13 protein-coding genes are annotated in these 17,046 nt (G+C 45.2%); 8 read left to right on the forward strand and 5 right to left on the reverse strand.

Annotated features, from left to right (window positions below; translation table 11 throughout):
- The first annotated feature begins 293 nt into the window (after positions 1–293).
- Positions 294–515 (forward strand): hypothetical protein, encoded by a 222-nt coding sequence (locus tag ASN18_RS09715; RefSeq protein ID WP_085052553.1) that lies wholly within the window; start codon positions 294–296, stop codon positions 513–515.
- Positions 516–518: 3 nt separating this feature from the next.
- A complete protein-coding gene (locus tag ASN18_RS18130; protein ID WP_492208003.1) occupies positions 519–668 on the forward strand; it encodes a hypothetical protein in 150 nt (49 codons plus the stop codon).
- A gap of 369 nt (positions 669–1,037) precedes the next feature.
- Here the strand turns inward: ASN18_RS18130 and ASN18_RS09720 are convergent, their stop codons facing one another.
- The 4 genes from ASN18_RS09720 to tig all read right to left on the reverse strand — a co-directional run bounded on the left by ASN18_RS09720 (position 1,038) and on the right by tig (position 5,919).
- Positions 1,038–1,691 carry a hypothetical protein gene (locus ASN18_RS09720; protein ID WP_085052554.1) on the reverse strand — a complete coding sequence of 218 codons (654 nt, stop codon included), beginning with the start codon at positions 1,689–1,691 and terminating at the stop codon, positions 1,038–1,040.
- A gap of 1,050 nt (positions 1,692–2,741) precedes the next feature.
- The gene (clpX, locus tag ASN18_RS09725; protein ID WP_085052555.1) at positions 2,742–3,977 is read right to left on the reverse strand and encodes an ATP-dependent Clp protease ATP-binding subunit ClpX; all 1,236 of its coding nucleotides are present in this window, start codon (positions 3,975–3,977) and stop codon (positions 2,742–2,744) included.
- Between the two features lie 92 nt (positions 3,978–4,069).
- Positions 4,070–4,669 carry an ATP-dependent Clp endopeptidase proteolytic subunit ClpP gene (clpP, locus tag ASN18_RS09730; RefSeq protein ID WP_085052556.1) on the reverse strand — a complete coding sequence of 200 codons (600 nt, stop codon included), beginning with the start codon at positions 4,667–4,669 and terminating at the stop codon, positions 4,070–4,072.
- The gene (gene tig, locus ASN18_RS09735; RefSeq protein ID WP_085052557.1) at positions 4,669–5,919 is read right to left on the reverse strand and encodes a trigger factor; all 1,251 of its coding nucleotides are present in this window, start codon (positions 5,917–5,919) and stop codon (positions 4,669–4,671) included. Before tig ends, clpP begins: the two co-directional genes overlap by 1 nt.
- A gap of 162 nt (positions 5,920–6,081) precedes the next feature.
- Between tig and ASN18_RS09740 the strand changes: the two genes are divergently transcribed.
- From ASN18_RS09740 to ASN18_RS09760, 5 genes are all read left to right on the forward strand, one after another.
- Positions 6,082–6,792 (forward strand): DUF3786 domain-containing protein, encoded by a 711-nt coding sequence (locus tag ASN18_RS09740; protein ID WP_085052558.1) that lies wholly within the window; start codon positions 6,082–6,084, stop codon positions 6,790–6,792.
- 287 nt (positions 6,793–7,079) lie between these two features.
- Positions 7,080–7,343: a hypothetical protein gene (locus ASN18_RS09745; protein WP_085052559.1), complete on the forward strand. Its 264-nt coding sequence runs from the start codon at positions 7,080–7,082 to the stop codon at positions 7,341–7,343.
- A gap of 249 nt (positions 7,344–7,592) precedes the next feature.
- Positions 7,593–8,933: a phosphoglucose isomerase-related protein gene (locus ASN18_RS09750; RefSeq protein WP_085052560.1), complete on the forward strand. Its 1,341-nt coding sequence runs from the start codon at positions 7,593–7,595 to the stop codon at positions 8,931–8,933.
- 293 nt (positions 8,934–9,226) lie between these two features.
- Entirely contained in the window at positions 9,227–13,099 is a 3,873-nt protein-coding gene (locus tag ASN18_RS09755; RefSeq protein ID WP_085052561.1) for an Eco57I restriction-modification methylase domain-containing protein, read from the forward strand.
- An 82-nt stretch (positions 13,100–13,181) separates the two neighbouring features.
- Positions 13,182–15,128 (forward strand): aconitate hydratase, encoded by a 1,947-nt coding sequence (locus tag ASN18_RS09760; RefSeq protein ID WP_157072925.1) that lies wholly within the window; start codon positions 13,182–13,184, stop codon positions 15,126–15,128.
- Positions 15,129–15,151: 23 nt separating this feature from the next.
- On the opposite strand, the gene ASN18_RS09765 is transcribed toward ASN18_RS09760, so the two are convergent.
- Entirely contained in the window at positions 15,152–16,348 is a 1,197-nt protein-coding gene (locus ASN18_RS09765) for a response regulator (RefSeq protein ID WP_085052563.1), read from the reverse strand.
- A 30-nt stretch (positions 16,349–16,378) separates the two neighbouring features.
- Here ASN18_RS09765 and ASN18_RS17205 point away from each other — a divergent pair, with 30 nt between their 5' ends.
- Positions 16,379–16,702: a hypothetical protein gene (locus tag ASN18_RS17205; RefSeq protein ID WP_157072926.1), complete on the forward strand. Its 324-nt coding sequence runs from the start codon at positions 16,379–16,381 to the stop codon at positions 16,700–16,702.
- The last annotated feature ends 344 nt before the right edge of the window (positions 16,703–17,046 follow it).

The raw sequence follows: 17,046 nt of genomic DNA on the forward strand, positions 1-17,046 counted from the left end.
GGGCTGACTGGTTTTATTATGACACAGTCTGGAAAGCGGGAATCCAGGAGAGGGATTAGCGGGTGTAAGTTTCTAATGCGATTGCCCTGGTGCGTCAGCCAGGGCAATCGCATTTGAAAGATTAGGCAGAAATTGCCTATAGTCTTAGCTCCAACCGATGCTTTCAGGGAATCCAGCGAAAGCTGGCATCCAGGAAGCCATTGGTCGGAGCTAAAAGTATAAGCATTTCCACCCAAATGCGTTTGCCCTGGATTTATTTGTTTTTCTCTCAGTTGTTGAGTTACAGTAGTATTATGCCTGCAACATTACCGATAGAGATATATGACCTGCTTGAAAAAAAGGTCGGCAAGGATGATGCCCGTGAGGTTGGGAAAATCATATTGGCCTCTTTCGATGCAATAGAACAAAGGTCAGAAGCCGTCGTTGTTCAAAAGAAGGCCGAGATCAAAGAGGAGTTAACTAAAGAGCTGACCACTAAAGAAGATTTAGCAAAGTTGGAAGGCAGGTTTAACTAGAGAATTACTGCCGTTGAAGGACGCTTAAACGAGAGATTAACGGCTATGGACTTGAAAACGAGAATTTATTTTCTAATCTTACTATTCGTTATGCTTTTGACCAACCCAAAGGCCCTTGACCTCATCGCTAAACTTTTTGGCCTAGTAAAATAAATGTAAAATAAATTAGTAATATTAAAATAAAATAGCATTGTAACAGTCCATATCCTTGAATAGTTTTTCAGCGTCATATTCCACAACATCGGCATATATAGCCAAGCAACATTGGCACATGTTGATTATGGCAATCGCATCTGAATGATTGTGCTGAATTTGCCTATCTCTACTTTCCTGTGTTCCAGTATTTGCTGGCATGACAGTCAGAGTGAACTACTTTTTTTAGGGTTACACGTTATCAGATCAAGAAGAGCTATTGTTGTTATACGGTCTTTGGAGCAAACTTTACTAAGCAGCCTTCACGTTTACAAGGCAAAAAAAAGGCAGGGCTTGATGCCCTGCCTTTTCAGTTATGCTATGTTAGTCTTAGTATGCGTATACTCCACCGATAGGTGAAGGCGTTGCTGTACCAGTGAAAAGCCCGCTATCAGAACAGCTGTAACCAACTACATTACGCTTTGGAGAAGTGGTACCCTGGTAACATGCCATGCCTACCGTTGAGCAGTTAAACGTTGAACGCAGAGTGTTTGTTTGGCCAGCTACACCAGCTACACCAAACGGCGCACCAACCGAACTTGCTGCGATAAAGTCAAGCCTTCCGCCGTATCCTGCTACTGTCCCTGTGCCAGTGTCGCTGGTAAGGTCATGTGTCTGTGAACCGTCAACTGTTATAGCCTGTCCAGAAAACGTCATCAACCTTGTTCTTCTCATCGCTATCTTATATGCTGAAGCGTTTACTACGCTGGCAGCGGCTCTGGAGGCGTTACCATTTGAGTTCGACAATACTGTGAAATTAATAGTGGTTACGTTGTCATCGTTTGATGTGCTGGCGTTTGTTGGGGTTGCCATGTTCGACACCATACAGTATACAGGTGCATTTGTGTCAGTTGTCAAATATGGCAGAAAATAGCTGACTGTATCAGCTGCTGTTGCCGTCTTCTTGTCGCTGTTTATTCCCCACATACCGAGCGCTGTTAACATAACAGCTAAGACTAAAACATAGATTAAACTTCTCTTCATTACAATCCTCCTAAATTTTTAGTGTAGCTACTTTTTCCCTAACAAGTAAGCAAAGTATCACCTGCTACGCAGGCTTGTTGAACCCTCTTGTGTTCACCTCCCTTTCTCAAAGATTATCTTCTGCACATCTTTATGTCTCTGCCTCATGTGTACCCTTACCTCTGTGTTACTAAAGTTAGTATACACACCGTCTAAGTCATTTGTCAATAGCAAACCATCTTTCCCTTAACTTTTTTTAAAGCACGTAAACAACTGCTCTGATTACATACGAACCATACATGGGTACTAAACCTCTGCACTTCTTCTTGCTTTCGCCTCTTGCTCTTAACATATCACTACGCTGTTGCTAGTATAAACAGATAATTTACAATTTGTCAATAGGTTGTAAAAATATTTTTAGATATGTGTATCTGCCAGTCCTGCGCCGGATTATTTCCGAAAAAGGGCAAACGCACTATGTATTTTTATGTCTGCCATTCCAGCGAACAGACTGTGTCATAATAGTAAAGCCCCCACCTTCTTTTGAGGGGGGCGTAGCGCTGGGCAGCGGGGATATTTTTAAAAAAATAGAATAATAATTTATTATGTAATTTAATAAAGTATTATATTAAGGGGCAGGGCAACAATAAGGTTAAAACATGAGAATATTCAGAGAGGAAGTGGAAACAACATATATGACCCCAGAGGGGTCAGGATATATAAGAAACGGAAAGAAAAAGTGGAATTGCCATTTGGCCGAAACCTAAACGGTTGGGCGTTTTTACTAAGAGGGCTAAAAGGTGTGAATGCGGAAATGGCGATATTGAGTACATGTTTTAATATTTCGAGAATGGTGACAATAATTAGGAATGAAAGATATATTGGCAGTGTTCAGAAAGCGAAACAAAGTAATACAGCACTAAACGTATTGAAACCTATGGCTCTTGAACACTGCCGTAATAGTGCTTCTCTCGTAATCATCTGGCAAACCTTAGTCCCATGAATCGAAATTATTCTTGATACCCCTGCGTTTGCCCTGGGAATGGGGCTGCCCCATTCCCCCTCTGATACTTATGCCGATTCTACTTGTTTTTCGTAGATAAGGAGCGGCTTGTCGTTATTAACTATTGTTTCTTCGTTGATGATGCACTCTTTGATCCCACTTTGAGAAGGGATGTCGTACATCACGTCAAGCATTACCTCTTCGAGGATTGACCTTAGGCCGCGTGCGCCGGTCTTTCTGGTGATCGCCTTTTTGGCGATTGCGCGCAGGGCGTTATCCGTAAACTTCAGCCTTACATTGTCAAAGTGCAGCAGTTTTTCATACTGCTTAGTCAGCGCGTTTTTAGGCTCTACAAGAATCTGTACCAGTGCCTCTTCGTTCAATGCCTCAAGCGTGGCTATCACGGGCAGTCTGCCGACTAGTTCAGGAATCAAACCATACTTGGTCAGGTCTTCCGGGCTTACCAGATTCAGGATTTTCTCTTTCTTTTTCTTGCTGTAGAGTTCTGCCCCAAATCCTACTGTCTTCTTCCCTATGCGCTGTTCAATTATATCGTCAAGGCCGTTAAATGCCCCTCCACAGATAAATAGTATGTTTGTGGTGTCTACCTGAAGGTATTCCTGATGGGGGTGCTTTCTGCCGCCTTGCGGGGGGACATTGGCTATCGTGCCCTCGATAATTTTTAACAGGGCCTGCTGCACTCCCTCTCCTGATACGTCGCGCGTTATCGATGGATTGTCTGACTTCCTGCTTATCTTGTCTATCTCATCTATATATACTATACCCTTCTGCGCCCTTTCGATATCGAAGTTAGCCGCCTGGAGGAGTTTTAGTATTATATTTTCCACATCTTCACCAACGTACCCGGCCTCTGTAAGGGTAGTGGCGTCGGCTATGGTAAATGGCACGTCAAGATAGCGAGCCAGAGTTTGGGCAAGGAGCGTCTTGCCGGTGCCCGTGGGGCCTGCAAGCAGGATATTGCTCTTTTGCAGCTCAACATCGGTTTCCTTCTGCCTGTATATCCGCTTGTAGTGATTGTGGACGGCAACGGAGATTATCTTTTTGGCATGTTCCTGACCAATTACATAATCCTTTAAAAATGCGTGAATCTTCACCGGTGTTGGGACACCGCTGTGTCCTTTTTGGGTAAAGGACATCTTCATATCCTCTGCGATTATGTCGTTGCATAAATCTACGCACTCATCGCATATATATACTGAGGGTCCGGCTATTAGTTTCTTCACCTCCCCCTGGTGCTTGCCGCAGAATGAACACTTCAATTGTTCATCTTTCTTTCTCGCCATTTGTCTTCTCTCCGTACTCATCTATTTGCTGTCGATGCACTGGCACATCTGCTCATGCTTATATTATAGCACGATTAATATGTGCAATGGGATTATTTATCATCGGCAGTCTTTATAGCCACTATAACCTCATCAACCAGACCGTACTGCTTTGCCTCTTCTGCGGACATGAAGTAGTCCCTGTCCGTATCTGTGTGAATTTTGTCGATATGCTGTCCGGTGTGATGGGAGAGAATTTTATTCAGTGTGTTTTTCATTTTCAGCATCTCTTTGGCGTGTATTTCCACATCTGTGGCCTGACCGCTGAAGCCGCCCATCGGCTGATGAATCAATATGCGCGAGTTCGGAAGTGCGAATCTCTTTCCATGTGCCCCGGCAGCCAGAAGCAGCGCCCCCATGCTTGCCGCCTGCCCTGTACAGTAAGTCGCAATGTCGCATCGCACATACTGCATCGTATCGTATATGGCAAGGCCAGAGGTTACAAGCCCCCCAGGTGAGTTTATGTACAGATGGATGTCCTTTTCAGGGTCTTCAGTCTGCAGAAACAACATCTGCGCCATTATGCTGTTAGCAACGTTATCGTCAACGGCAGTGCCCAGAAACACTATCCTGTCTTTCAGCAGTCTTGAGTATATATCATATGCGCGTTCTGTCCTGCCTGTTTGCTCTATTACCATGGGAATAAATGTCATTAATCCTCCTTTTTTGCTACAGTTGCTTTAGAGTATATCGAATCTACCACCTTCTCTCTGAATAACGAATAGCGAAGGCTCTCAAGGGCGCCCTCCTGGGCGTTATAGTACTGCAGCAGGGCCTCAGGTGCCATTGAAGAGGCATAGGCCATTGATACGAGCCTTTCCCTCATATCTTCCTCTGTAACCTTTACCGCCTCTTTTTCACCTATTATATCAAGCAGCACCATTATCTTAACGTTTCTTACGGCGTCGTCGTGGAACTTCGCCTTTATTTCCTCCTCTGGTGTATCTTTGTAGGCATCAAGCTCCTTCGCATGGCTGACGATGCTATCTATCTCCTGTTTCATAGCCGTCTCTGGCAGGTCGAATGTGTACTTATCGGCCAGCTTTTTTATCAATTCTCCCTTTTCTGCCTTCAGCGCCTTGTCCCTTTTCATATCGACAAGGGTTTTACTAATATGCGAGCGCAAATCATCTATGTTATCAAACCCAACATCCTTGGCAAACTCATCGTCTATGGCGGGTAACTGCAGGGCCTTGATATCCTTAATGGTGATTTGAAAATTCACCGTCTTACCGCTGTAGAGCGAGTTTAGATGTTCGGGAGGGAAGACAACCTCCGCCTCGGCAGTATCGCCCCTGCTTTTCCCTATTATGGGCGTGTAAAAAGTATCAGGAAAGGTCTCAGAGCCAACTTTTATGAATTGGTCTGTTTTCGGCTCTTCGTCACCGGCTGCGGTATAATCAAGCACGACGAGGTCATCCATTTCTACTGGTCTTTCAGCCGCTGGCACGTAAACGGCCTTTGACATTGAGAGCCTGTTTAATTGGGTCTGCACTTCGTCATCTGTTACCTCAACATTAATCTCATTAACGGGCAGCCCCTCATAAACCAAATCATCAACCTTCGGGCGCACCTCTACGGTGCATACCAGCTTTAGTGCCCCTTTGGTCTTATAGTCCTGAGCCTCTATCACCGGAGGAAGAAGAGGGGTCAGATTCGCCGCCTTGACAGCGTCTTTGTAGTACTGTGGTATCAGTTTTTCAAGCACATTATTTTCCACGTCTTTTCTGAATCGTTTTTCGATTAAAGACATGGGGGCCTTGCCCTGCCTGAAGCCGGGAACCCTCGTCCTATCCTTTACCTCGTTTAAGGACTTTTGAATTTCCCCCTCTATTTCTATAGCAGAGGCCTCGATGGTTATCCTTTTTTTTACAGCCGATATATCATCAACGACGCTGTTCATACATCCTCCTCAATATTCATCGCGAATTGCGTATGTCTAATGTAAAATATTTGGATAGTTTTGTCAATGTCTCAGGAGGGCAGCAAGGGTGTACATAATACACTGGAAATGGTTATTATTTCAGATGTTTATTCTAATAACTAGGGGGTATATGGTGGTGTCATGAAACCTATGGAGATATATAAGGAATTACCAAAGACCAATTGCACCGACTGTCAGCACTTGGACAAGGATAAGACCCAAAGGATAGCAGCCAACATTGTGACTGTTGACTGGCGTGAAAACATAATAAAGTCCCTCAGGGAAGACATAAAAGACATAGACCTAAAGAGCGTTGCTTCAGACCTCGGTGCAGAGGTGCTTGACACCGGTATTGGTATCCGCAGCCTCGGCAGGGATTTCAAGCTGGGAAACGATAGGGAGATTACCTCAGACGGCAAGGTAACACCCTGGGAGAAGATACTCATTCTGATATACGTCAAGACCGGTGGCAGTGGACAACCCACGGGACGCTGGGTATCCTTTAGTGAGCTGAAAGGCGGAGGTGTGAAGGTTGAGGCCATAAGAAAGGAGTTTGAGGAGCCTATGTCTGAACTATTTAATAAATCACCGGAGGAGGCAGTTGCCGCCATTGAGGGGCTGGGAGCGGTACAAGTCACCGGACAGGCCTCGGAAATGGCATGGATATGTGAGCTGATGCCTAAAATCCCGATACTTCTACTTTATTGGCCTGCCGATACAGAGTTTCCTGCTCGCTTCAAGTCGGTCTTTGATGCCTCGGCAGACAGATTTCTTGATGTTGAGTCCATCGTATTCCTATGCGAGGGATTAGTTAAAAGGGTAGCCCAAAGGATGGGCATGGAGGTTGATTAGTCTCAGGTACTGAAAAAAGACCACGACGAGGCTAAAATACTTAAAACTGCATGAGGGGCTAGGCTTGATCTGGAAGACATAAATTATTTTCCAAATAAACTACTCAATTAATACTGATTCCTTTAAATGTTAAGGTTTGAATCAAGCGAGACACGCAGCCTCATCGGGGAATAATTATGGAAATCGTATTTAATTATTATCTCCACAACGCTTGAAAATAATTTAGCAGCTATGATACAGTACACAATTAGTAGTAAAAATACAAAATAAAATGGAGATAACGAACGATGAGTACAAATTCAAATCCGCTAAATGAAGCAGCGCTATCCAGGTACAACGAGATTGATGGTATCATAAACGAAAAGAGAGAAGAAATCGAAGCATTAATGAATGAGCATACTGCATTAAAGGCATATTTAATCTCAATGGACCTTTTGAAAGAAGATGTTCCTGTGAAAAAAAGAGGTAGAAAACCAAAGGATAAGTCAGCTATGGGGACAGTTGAAAAAAAGAAGCCGGGAAGGAAGAAAAAGGTAAAGGAAGGAGAATAAGCATCGGATTACTCCGAAATACCGACTATTGTCCATTTCACTCAATTGTTAAAACTAATGCGTTTACCCTGCCGGATTGATAGGCTTATTGATGACATAATTACCCTCAAAAACCCTTTAAATCGGCAGGTGTCCTGCGTTCGGAACTTGGGTCATTTTAGTCTATTGCCATTTTGGGGCTGGATTTGATAGATTAGCAGGTGGGAGTAAGAATGTTCGACAATATGATTTGCACAGAGGGGTGCCCGTATGCTTGAGATGCACTTTGGGAATATGCTCGGTGAGGTTATCGGAGATAAAGGCCTGTCGTTGGTTGAAATAGAGGATATTCGTGAGAAAACCGCCTTTGCTCATAGTCAAATACATGATAGAAAATGGGATGAGCTTGCCTTTATCGACCTTGTCAATCAGGATACGTCTGAAATCAAGGAGCTGGCTGCAAAAATTACCGGCAACTCAGACCTGTTTATTCTCCTGGGCATAGGCGGCTCTGCCATGGGACCTCGCGCAATACTTGATGCGCTTCAGCCTATGCACAACTTCAGAAATCACCCCAGGATATTTATTTATGAAAACATTGACCCGCGAACTCTGGAGGCGATTATTGAAGTAATCGACCCTCACAGGACAACCATCAATGTAGTCTCCAAATCAGGAAACACCGCAGAGACAGTTGCGTCGTTTATGATCTTTTGGGAACATATGAAAAAGAACCTCGGCGATGAGGCGGCAAAGAGATTCGTCATCACTACAAATCCCGAAGGCGGGATTCTCAGGCAGATCGTCAAAGAACAGCACATGATGAGCCTCCCTGTGCATCCTTCCATTGTAGGGCGCTACTCAGTGCTTAGTCCTGCCGGACTGCTGTTGTCTGAGATTGCCGGAATCAGTTCTGATGAACTGCTGCTAGGCGCTAAAGACATATTGACTAAGTGTTCTAATGCCGAGTTGTGGGAGAATCCGGCATATTTATTTTCAGTATTGTTATACCTGATGTGCGTAAAAGAAAAGAGGACTATTAATGTTATGATGCCCTATGCCGATGGTTTAAAATCCCTGTCTGAGTGGTTTTGCCAGCTCTGGGCAGAAAGCCTGGGCAAGCTAGGGCTGGGTATAACACCGTATCCTGCCGTTGGTACAACTGATCAGCATTCACAACTGCAGCTCTGGATGGAAGGCCCTGAGGACAAGGTCGTCATTTTTGTCCGAATAGTTGACTACGGCTCCAATATCCGCATCCCGAAGGTATTCGAGAAAATTGAAGAGTTTGGTTTACTGTCTGGTCAGTGCCTCAATGACCTTATTGATGCAGCCGCCAAGTCCACTGAACTGGCGCTGTCAAACGCCTCTAAGCCCAATATGACTATCACGATACCGGTTCTCGATGCCTACCACGTGGGGCAGCTTTTTATGTTCTTCGAGATTTCCACGACATTTATGGGCTTTCTCTTTGGGGTAAATCCGTTTAATCAGCCATGGATTGAAGCGGGGAAAAATAATACCTTTGGTCTGTTAGGCAAACCCGGGTATCAAAAACAAAAAGAAGATGTCCTGCGCATGGCGAAGGAGAATGTCTGCTGGAGATTGTAGGAATGAGCAGGAGTCGGCTCAGGAATTATTAAGATTATTGAAGGAGGTATGCAATAAACCCTGACCTTATCATCTTTAATAACCAGGGCCTTTTTTCTAATAATTATCTGCAATATATCCTGCCCGGCACCAGCCTATGGAACCCGCTGAATCCAAAGGCCGCAGAGTCATATGAATCCATAAAACTGTCTTACGGCAAAATAAGGGATTTAAAATTAGGGCCGGGGCAAGAGGCTGAATTAGAGGATAAATTTATCAGGCCAGTTATCTCTTCCCTTGGTTATGAGTACTCTGTGCAACCAATTACGCAGCGTAACTATGCCGCAAAGAAAAGGCCGGATTACGCCTTATTTAAAGATTCCAGGTCGCTCAAAGCGGCACACGCCAAAAAGGACAATCTGAAGGGGTTTTACTCCGATTCATTAACCATTCTTGAGGCAAAATACTGGGGACGCCGCCTCAACGACACGGACAAAGGCGACAATATTGACAGCCGCGACCCCACGGCTCAGACAATAAAATACCTTGAGGATGTCCATTACCACAGCGGCGGACTGATAAACTGGGCCTTTGTCACCAATGGAAAACTCTGGAGGCTGTTTTATTACAGGGCTAGCTCCAAAGCTGGGAATTATTACGAGGTTGACCTTGAGGAGATAATTCTAAACGGTGGCATAGAGAGTTTCTTGTACTTTTACCTCTTTTTCGCTAAAGATGCCTTAATAGAAGACCCTGTCACCGGTAAAACATGGCTTGAGCAGCACATAAAAGGCTCAGAAGATTATGCTGTAAGGGTCTCCGAAAGGCTTAAAGACCTTATATTTGACGAGGTCTTCGAGCTTCTGGCGGAGGGTTTTATTCACTTTAGAAAGACAGTACTCTCAATTGTGAAAGAAACGCCAGACAGTAGAGAAACGATATTTAAAGGCTGCCTGACGCTGCTTTACCGCCTCCTGTTTTTACTCTATGCGGAAAGCCGAAGCCTCCTTCCAATGGATAACGTCCATTACAGGAAGATTAGTCTATCGTCAATAAAAGAGGCTGTCAGCGATAATGTTTCAACTACCGGAATCGCCGGAATGAGTAAACAAAGGTATGGATACTGGGCAGGACTTGATGGGCTATTCGAAATAGTATCAAAAGGCGACCCGGGTATGAACGTACCGGTATATAACGGCGGGTTATTTGAGGCGTCGAAATCCGGCATACTCAAAGACCATAAAATCGCCGACCCTTTCATAGCCAGGGCGCTAGAGCTGCTTACAACTGACTATGACAGACAATTGACCAGCCGGTTTATCGATTATTCGTCCCTTGGGGTACGCCATCTTGGCGATATTTATGAGGGACTGTTAGAGTTTCGACTGCAAATTGCAGACGAGGATATAGCCGAAGTCAGGGAAAATGGCAAGTTTCTCTGGAGAAAGGTCTCGCTTGTCAAGGCGGAGAAGATATTTAAAAAGAAACCGAAGGGAGAGGCGTACATCGAAAACTCAAAACACGAGAGAAAGTCCACAGGCTCATATTATACGCCTCATTACATAGTACAGTTTATAATTGAACATGCTGTAGCCCCTGTTCTAAATAATAAACTGAAAGAGGCAGAAGCTATGCTTTCAGAGCTTAGGCAGTGCAAAACAGCACTTAAAAAACAGCGGGCAGCAGCCTCATTACAATGGTATAGGGACAAAATAACGGCTTTGGAAGAGGCAGCATATACAAAACTTTTCGACATAAAAGTCCTTGACCCCGCGATGGGAAGCGGACATTTTTTAGTTCACACGGTGGATTTCATTTCCGATAAGATAGCAGCGTTTCTCGCTGATTACCCGGAAAATCCAGTGATCAATAAGATTCATGACCAGAAAATAGATATTATTGCAGAGACGGTAAGACAGGGAGTGCGCGTTGACGAGGGCAGACTTACAGAGGTAACCCTGATAAAGCGTTTGGTGATGAAAAGATGTATATATGGCGTTGATAGTAATGACATGGCCGTGGAACTTGCCAAACTTTCGCTCTGGCTTGATTGCTTTACCGTAGGCGCCCCGCTGTCATTTATCGACCATCACCTGAAATGCGGCAACAGCCTGATAGGCGTGCAGGATATTTCGGGCGTGGTACTGCCAAATACGAATGAATTCTCAAAATTCCAGCGCGCCCTCTCTTTTATTATACAGGTCTCGGAACTAACGGATTCAACAATAGACGAAGCAAAAAGAAGCTATGCTCTTTTCAAAGATGCTGACGATGAGCTCGCCCCGATTCGCAGGAGATTTGACGTGAACACCGCTAAACATTTCATGGATATTTGTGAGATAGTAAGCCGCATGGAGCAGCTGGCCTCTACGTTAAATTATGAGAAAGAGCCGTTTCCAGAGGTAGTCGATGCATGTAAAAAGGCCCTGCAAATAGCGGCAGTGCAGCGCTTCTTTCACTGGAGACTGGAGTTTCCCGAGGTCTTCTACTCCGGCAGGGGTGAGATGGACAACCCAGGATTTGACTGCGTCATTGGAAACCCACCCTATATTAATATTATGCTGATAGCAGATGAGCAGATAAAATATCTAAAGAAGACTTACAAGACCGCAAGGAGACGATTTGATCTTTATGTGCTGTTTTGCGAGTTGGCTGTAACACTGCTCAAACGCGGCGGTTATCATTCCTTTATCGTCCCTGATAAAGTCCTCAGCGAGACTTACGCTGCGTCATTAAGAGAGATGTTTATTAAGGAATATAAGGTAACTAATATTTTGAATTTAAATAACATAAAGGTGTTTCACGAGGCCGCAGTAAAACCGGTTATTTATGTCATCGAGAATAAACAGGCAGACGTTGGCAATGAAATAAGCGTCGAAACGCCTTTGAACGAGGCCATGAAGGATATGGACAAGGCATCGGTCTGCCAATATGATTTCTTGAAAATGCCGGAGTTTAGAATAAGATTTGAATGGTCGGAGGGGATTGAAAATATAATAGATAAGGTCAATAGAGTGTCCTTTCCTGCCTCGAGGGTTCTTTATGTTAGCTGGGGGGCGCAGCCAGGCATTAAAAATAACTTTTTCTATCATGGGACTGCCCCCAAATGTAACAATCCCGCCGGAGTTTGCGAGGCCAGCCAGTGTCCGCAAATGATGGGAAACTGTAAGGCATCGATAAAAGGAAGCTCTGTCGGGCGATATAGTGTCGAATACGAAAATAGTCATATTCTTTACGATATGAAAAGATTACACAGGCCGGCTTTCCCTGAGCTGTTTGAAAACGAGAAAATAGTCGTATGTGAGGTAACTGGTGAGAAAGGATTAATAGCTGCGTATGATAATTTGAAATATTACACAGACCATTCATTGATAAATTGTATCTTAAAATTTCATTTAAAAGACGTCTCCGCAGAGCTGCAGACGGGGCGCGGGATACAATTTGTGGATTATGAAAGGAATGAGAATGAACCCAACAGCGGCAAGACATATGACAGGGATACGATTATTTACAAAGACGACCTTAAGGCTAGCGAACAGTACAGCATAAAGTTCATTTTATCGCTGATTAACTCAAGACTCATAGGGTATTATTATATAAAATACGTCAGCGGGCAGCTTAATGTCTTCCCCGAACATATCAGGAAATTGCCCATATTTGCTGTCGATTTTTCGACGCCGGTTATCGTTAGAGAGGATGTCTTGTCAGAGACCGACAAACTTTATTCAAATAGTAACTATGGGGAGATACTGAGCATGGCAGTTAAAGAGCTTTCCATCTCCCGCAGTGATACAGTACACGACATACTTGCCTTTCTTGCTGGGGAGATGTTCAGGTTAAATACTGCCCAAAAAAAGGAAGAGGCGGGGTTTCTTAGATGGCTTGAGCTCGAAATTGGCGCCAAAATAAATGATTTAACTGGTAAAACTCAACTCAGGCAATATCACAGGTACGAATTTGATGTAATCATCGCAGTTCTCAGGAAAAACAAGAATAAAATCCCTGTCAGTTTATCGCGCAGGGACAGATTGGAGCTGCTGGAAGACGAATTTACAAAAAGCAAATCAATTATCTTGCCGCTTAAACAAAAAATCGACAGCATGGACATTCTGATAGACAATATTGTATATAAACTATATGGCATGACAGAGGATGAGATAAAAATAATAGAAGAACGCTGTAAATAAGGCATGAGCCTGTGTGTACCGTACTTGACCTGTTATGTGTCGGCGGCTTAAAATACTCATTATATTGCTTTGGAGGTGTCTATTGTCGTTAAATATAGTAGAGAAAATCTTTCAGTCGCATCTTGTTTATGGTGAGATGAGCACAGGTGTTCCTATAGGACTAAACGTGGATGAGGTATATACGCAGGATGCAACAGGGACGATGGCATGGCTGCAGTTTGAGGCAATAGGCATAGACAAGGTGAAAGTGCCTGTGGCTGTCTCATATGTTGACCATAACATGGTTCAGTCAAACTTTATGAATCCAGACGACCATGCCTTTTTACAGAGTGCGGCGGGGCGTTTTGGGGCTTATTTCTCAAGGCCGGGAAACGGTATCTGTCATCAGGTGAATCTGGAGCGCTTTGCCGCACCGGGCAAGATTGCCCTGGGGACGGACAGCCATACACCTACAAACGGTGGGGCTGGTATGCTGGCCATAGGCGTTGGCGGGCTTGACGCCGCTGTGGTAATGGGTGGGGCACCGTTTGAACTTAACATGCCGATGGTTACGCATATAAGATTATCAGGGCAGCTGCGCAAGCCGTATGTTACTGCAATGGACATAATTTTAGAAATACTCAGACGCCTCACTGTAAAAGGCGGCGTAGGACGTATATTTGAATACGGCGGCGACGGTGCTGCCTCATTAGACGTAACACAAAGGGCAACAATAACTAACATGGGGGCGGAGCTTGGCGCTACTACATCGATTTTCCCAAGCGATGAGAGGACGCTGGAATTCCTCAAGGCACAGGGCAGACAGGACAGTTGGATAGAGTTAAAGGCTGATGAAGGCGCCAAATACGACGAAGTCATAGACCTTGACCTCAGTACAGTTGAGCCAATGGCTGCACAGCCTCACAGCCCGGATAATGTCATACCAGTGAGGGAACTTGCCGGGACAAAGGTCGATCAGGTGTGCATTGGCGGCTGCACGAACTCGTCATATCAGTCAATGCGCGCTGTGGCTGCACTCCTCAATGGTAAGACTGTGGCAGAGAGGGTTAATCTGCTGATAAATCCCGGCTCGCGCCAGGTCTATGAGATGATAGCCAGAGACGGCAGCCTCGTATCACTGCTTGCCGCAGGGGCAAGAGTGCTTGAGTCGTCATGCGGCCCGTGCATCGGAATGGGCGGCGCCCCTGGAAGCGGGCAGGTCTCTGTGAGGACATTTAACAGGAATTTCAAGGGACGCTCAGGGACAAAAGATGCCTCAGTGTATCTGGCAAGCCCCATCACTTGCGCTATTGCTGCTGTGACGGGTGAATTTACAGATATTTTAAAGAGCGATGTTAATATTCCAGCAGTTGATGAGCCGAAGGTGTATCCAGTTTGCAGCAATATGATAATCCCCCCATCAGCAGATAATGTTCAGATTACCCAAATTATAAAAGGGCCGAACATCAAAGAAGTCCCTGTTAAATCCCCGCTTGACGGTGAGATAAACGCCGAAGTGCTGATAAAACTTGGCGACAACATAACCACAGACGATATAATGCCGGCAGGATCTAAGGTCCTTCCCTTCAGGTCAAATATTCCGGCAATCTCAGAGTTCGTATTCTCTAATATAGACACCGGCTTTGTAAAACGTGCAGAGGAGGCCAAATCAAAAGGTGGTGGCATTATCATAGGGGGGGAAAACTACGGTCAGGGCTCATCCAGAGAACACGCAGCGCTTGCGCCAATGTTTCTCGGCGTACAGGCGGTGATAGCCGTATCGTTTGCCCGTATTCACAGGTCTAATCTGATAAATTTCGGCATATTGCCCCTTACGTTTGAAGACAGCGGTGTTGTTGGAAAAATAACCGTTGGGGACAGGTTAATTATAAAGGGGATAAGGGAATCGGTATTAAGCGGGCAGTCTTGTACCGTAGAAAACGCCACAGCGGGCTTTCAGTTTACATGTGCATCTAATTTAAACAGCCGCGAGCGGGAGTTAATATTAATCGGAGGGCTGCTTCCATATACGAAGGCAAAGTCATCATAACAGGAACTAAGACGCGAGGCGGGCTACACTACATTCTGGTACCTGCCGCCAGCATCTTTAAATGTTATTGTAACAGTGGTCCCTACGCCGGAGTTGATCCCTGAATTCATCCCGAAACTGATCACAGTCCGGCCTTTTAATTTGCTCTGCACAAGGTCTTTTACGACTTGCAGGCCGCCGTATGTGCTGGGGCTTTGTATCCCTTCGGAGAATCCCTTCCCGTTGTCGCTTACGGTTAGTGCGAAGTCCCCTTGTTCAGTCTTGTTAAAGGTAATGGTGATTGAGCCTTTTATGTCTTTAGCAAAGGCATGTCTGAGTGAGTTTGAGATTAATTCGTTCAGAACAAGGCCGCACGTAATCATCAGGTTGATGCTGAGGGAATCCATGTTTGTATCTATAGTTAGACTGGGTATAGGTCTGGTTCCGTAGGTGGATACCAGTTCGCCGAAAAGGACATTTATGAAATCTTCTATATTAACCGAAGTGAAATCACTGCTTTCGGAGATGTTGTCATGTAATATTGTTATCGCCTTTACTCTTGAGTAGCTGCTTTTGAATATGGCGGCAAACTCAGGATTTGTGATATTGGAAAGACCGAGGTTCAACATGCTGGAAATTATTTGCAGGTTATTTCTTACCCGATGGTGAAGCTCTTTAATGAGTATCTCCTTTTCTTTAAGCGAGGCGGTGAGTTGTTTGTTTGCGTCGTTAAGCTCTTGTGTCCTGGCTCTGACCATGACCTCAAGTTTATCGTTATATGTGGCAAGGAGCTGGTTTAGGGTGGTCAGTTCTGTTTGATTTTGTTGCAGACGGGCATTTTTTTCATCCAGTGACTTTTGCAGGCGGTATATCCTGAGATGGCTCTCAACGCGTGAGACAACCTCATCTTTTTGGAATGGCTTGGTGATGTAATCCACCCCGCCGTATGTAAATGCGTTGACCTTATCTGATACATCCGTGAGGGCGCTGATAAATAAAACCGGAATGTTGGATGTGAGCGGGTCAGCTTTCAGTTGCCTGCATGTCTCAAGTCCATCCATCACCGGCATCATCATATCAAGGAGGATGATATCGGCGATTGTATCGTGTACGATATCAAGCGCTTCCTGCCCTGAGTAAGCCTTCAGCACCTCAAAGCCAAGACGGGTTAGTATGGTGTCTAACAGTTTTACATTAATCGGCTGGTCATCGACAACCAGCACGCGTCCCTTAGAACTCATTCTATGTTTTCGACCTCCGGTTACTGCGTATTGACAGATTCCCGTAGATACGGGAATCTGTGTTTGCTGTTACATCATCACTACATTCCATCAGCGGCCCATCAGCAGCAGGTTTCTACCAGCGATAAGGGTGATGGCGGTGGTGTGGACGGTCAAGAGACACCCAATAGGCTGGCGGCGGAAGCGGCCAGAAAAAGGCATCCCAGTACGGAGGCGGTGGTGGCGGCGGGGCGTATAGCACCGGTACATCAAAAGCTACTGGCACTGGTGGCAGAACAACTACAGGTCCCGGCACGTTATAAGCTACTGGATAAGCTCCCGGATAAGCTCCTGGCACCGGTGGCGGCGGCATAATTACTGGCGCAGGTGCGGGCAGCGGCCCTCCCAATGGCGGCGGAAATGCCTCCACTGCTAACGGTATTACCAACAGACATACAACAACTAACAGCAACTGCTTTGTAGTCATTGACACACCTCCTTAGTTTTGACTTCATGCTCTAGACTATAACTAATACTTGTTTATTGTCAAGATAGTAATGTCTCAGGGCCAGGGCAAACGCATTAGAAAAATAAAGCAGATATTGCCCATGAAATTAGCGCCGGTAGAGGGTTTCCTGGATTCCCGCTTTCCAGACTGTGTCATAATAGCACCCCCCTTTCTTTTGAGGGGTGGGCGTAGCGGCTAGGCAGCTGGGGTA

Origin of the sequence: Candidatus Magnetominusculus xianensis (genome assembly GCA_001541255.1) — a bacterium.
GTDB lineage: Bacteria > Nitrospirota > Thermodesulfovibrionia > Thermodesulfovibrionales > Magnetobacteriaceae > Magnetominusculus > Magnetominusculus xianensis.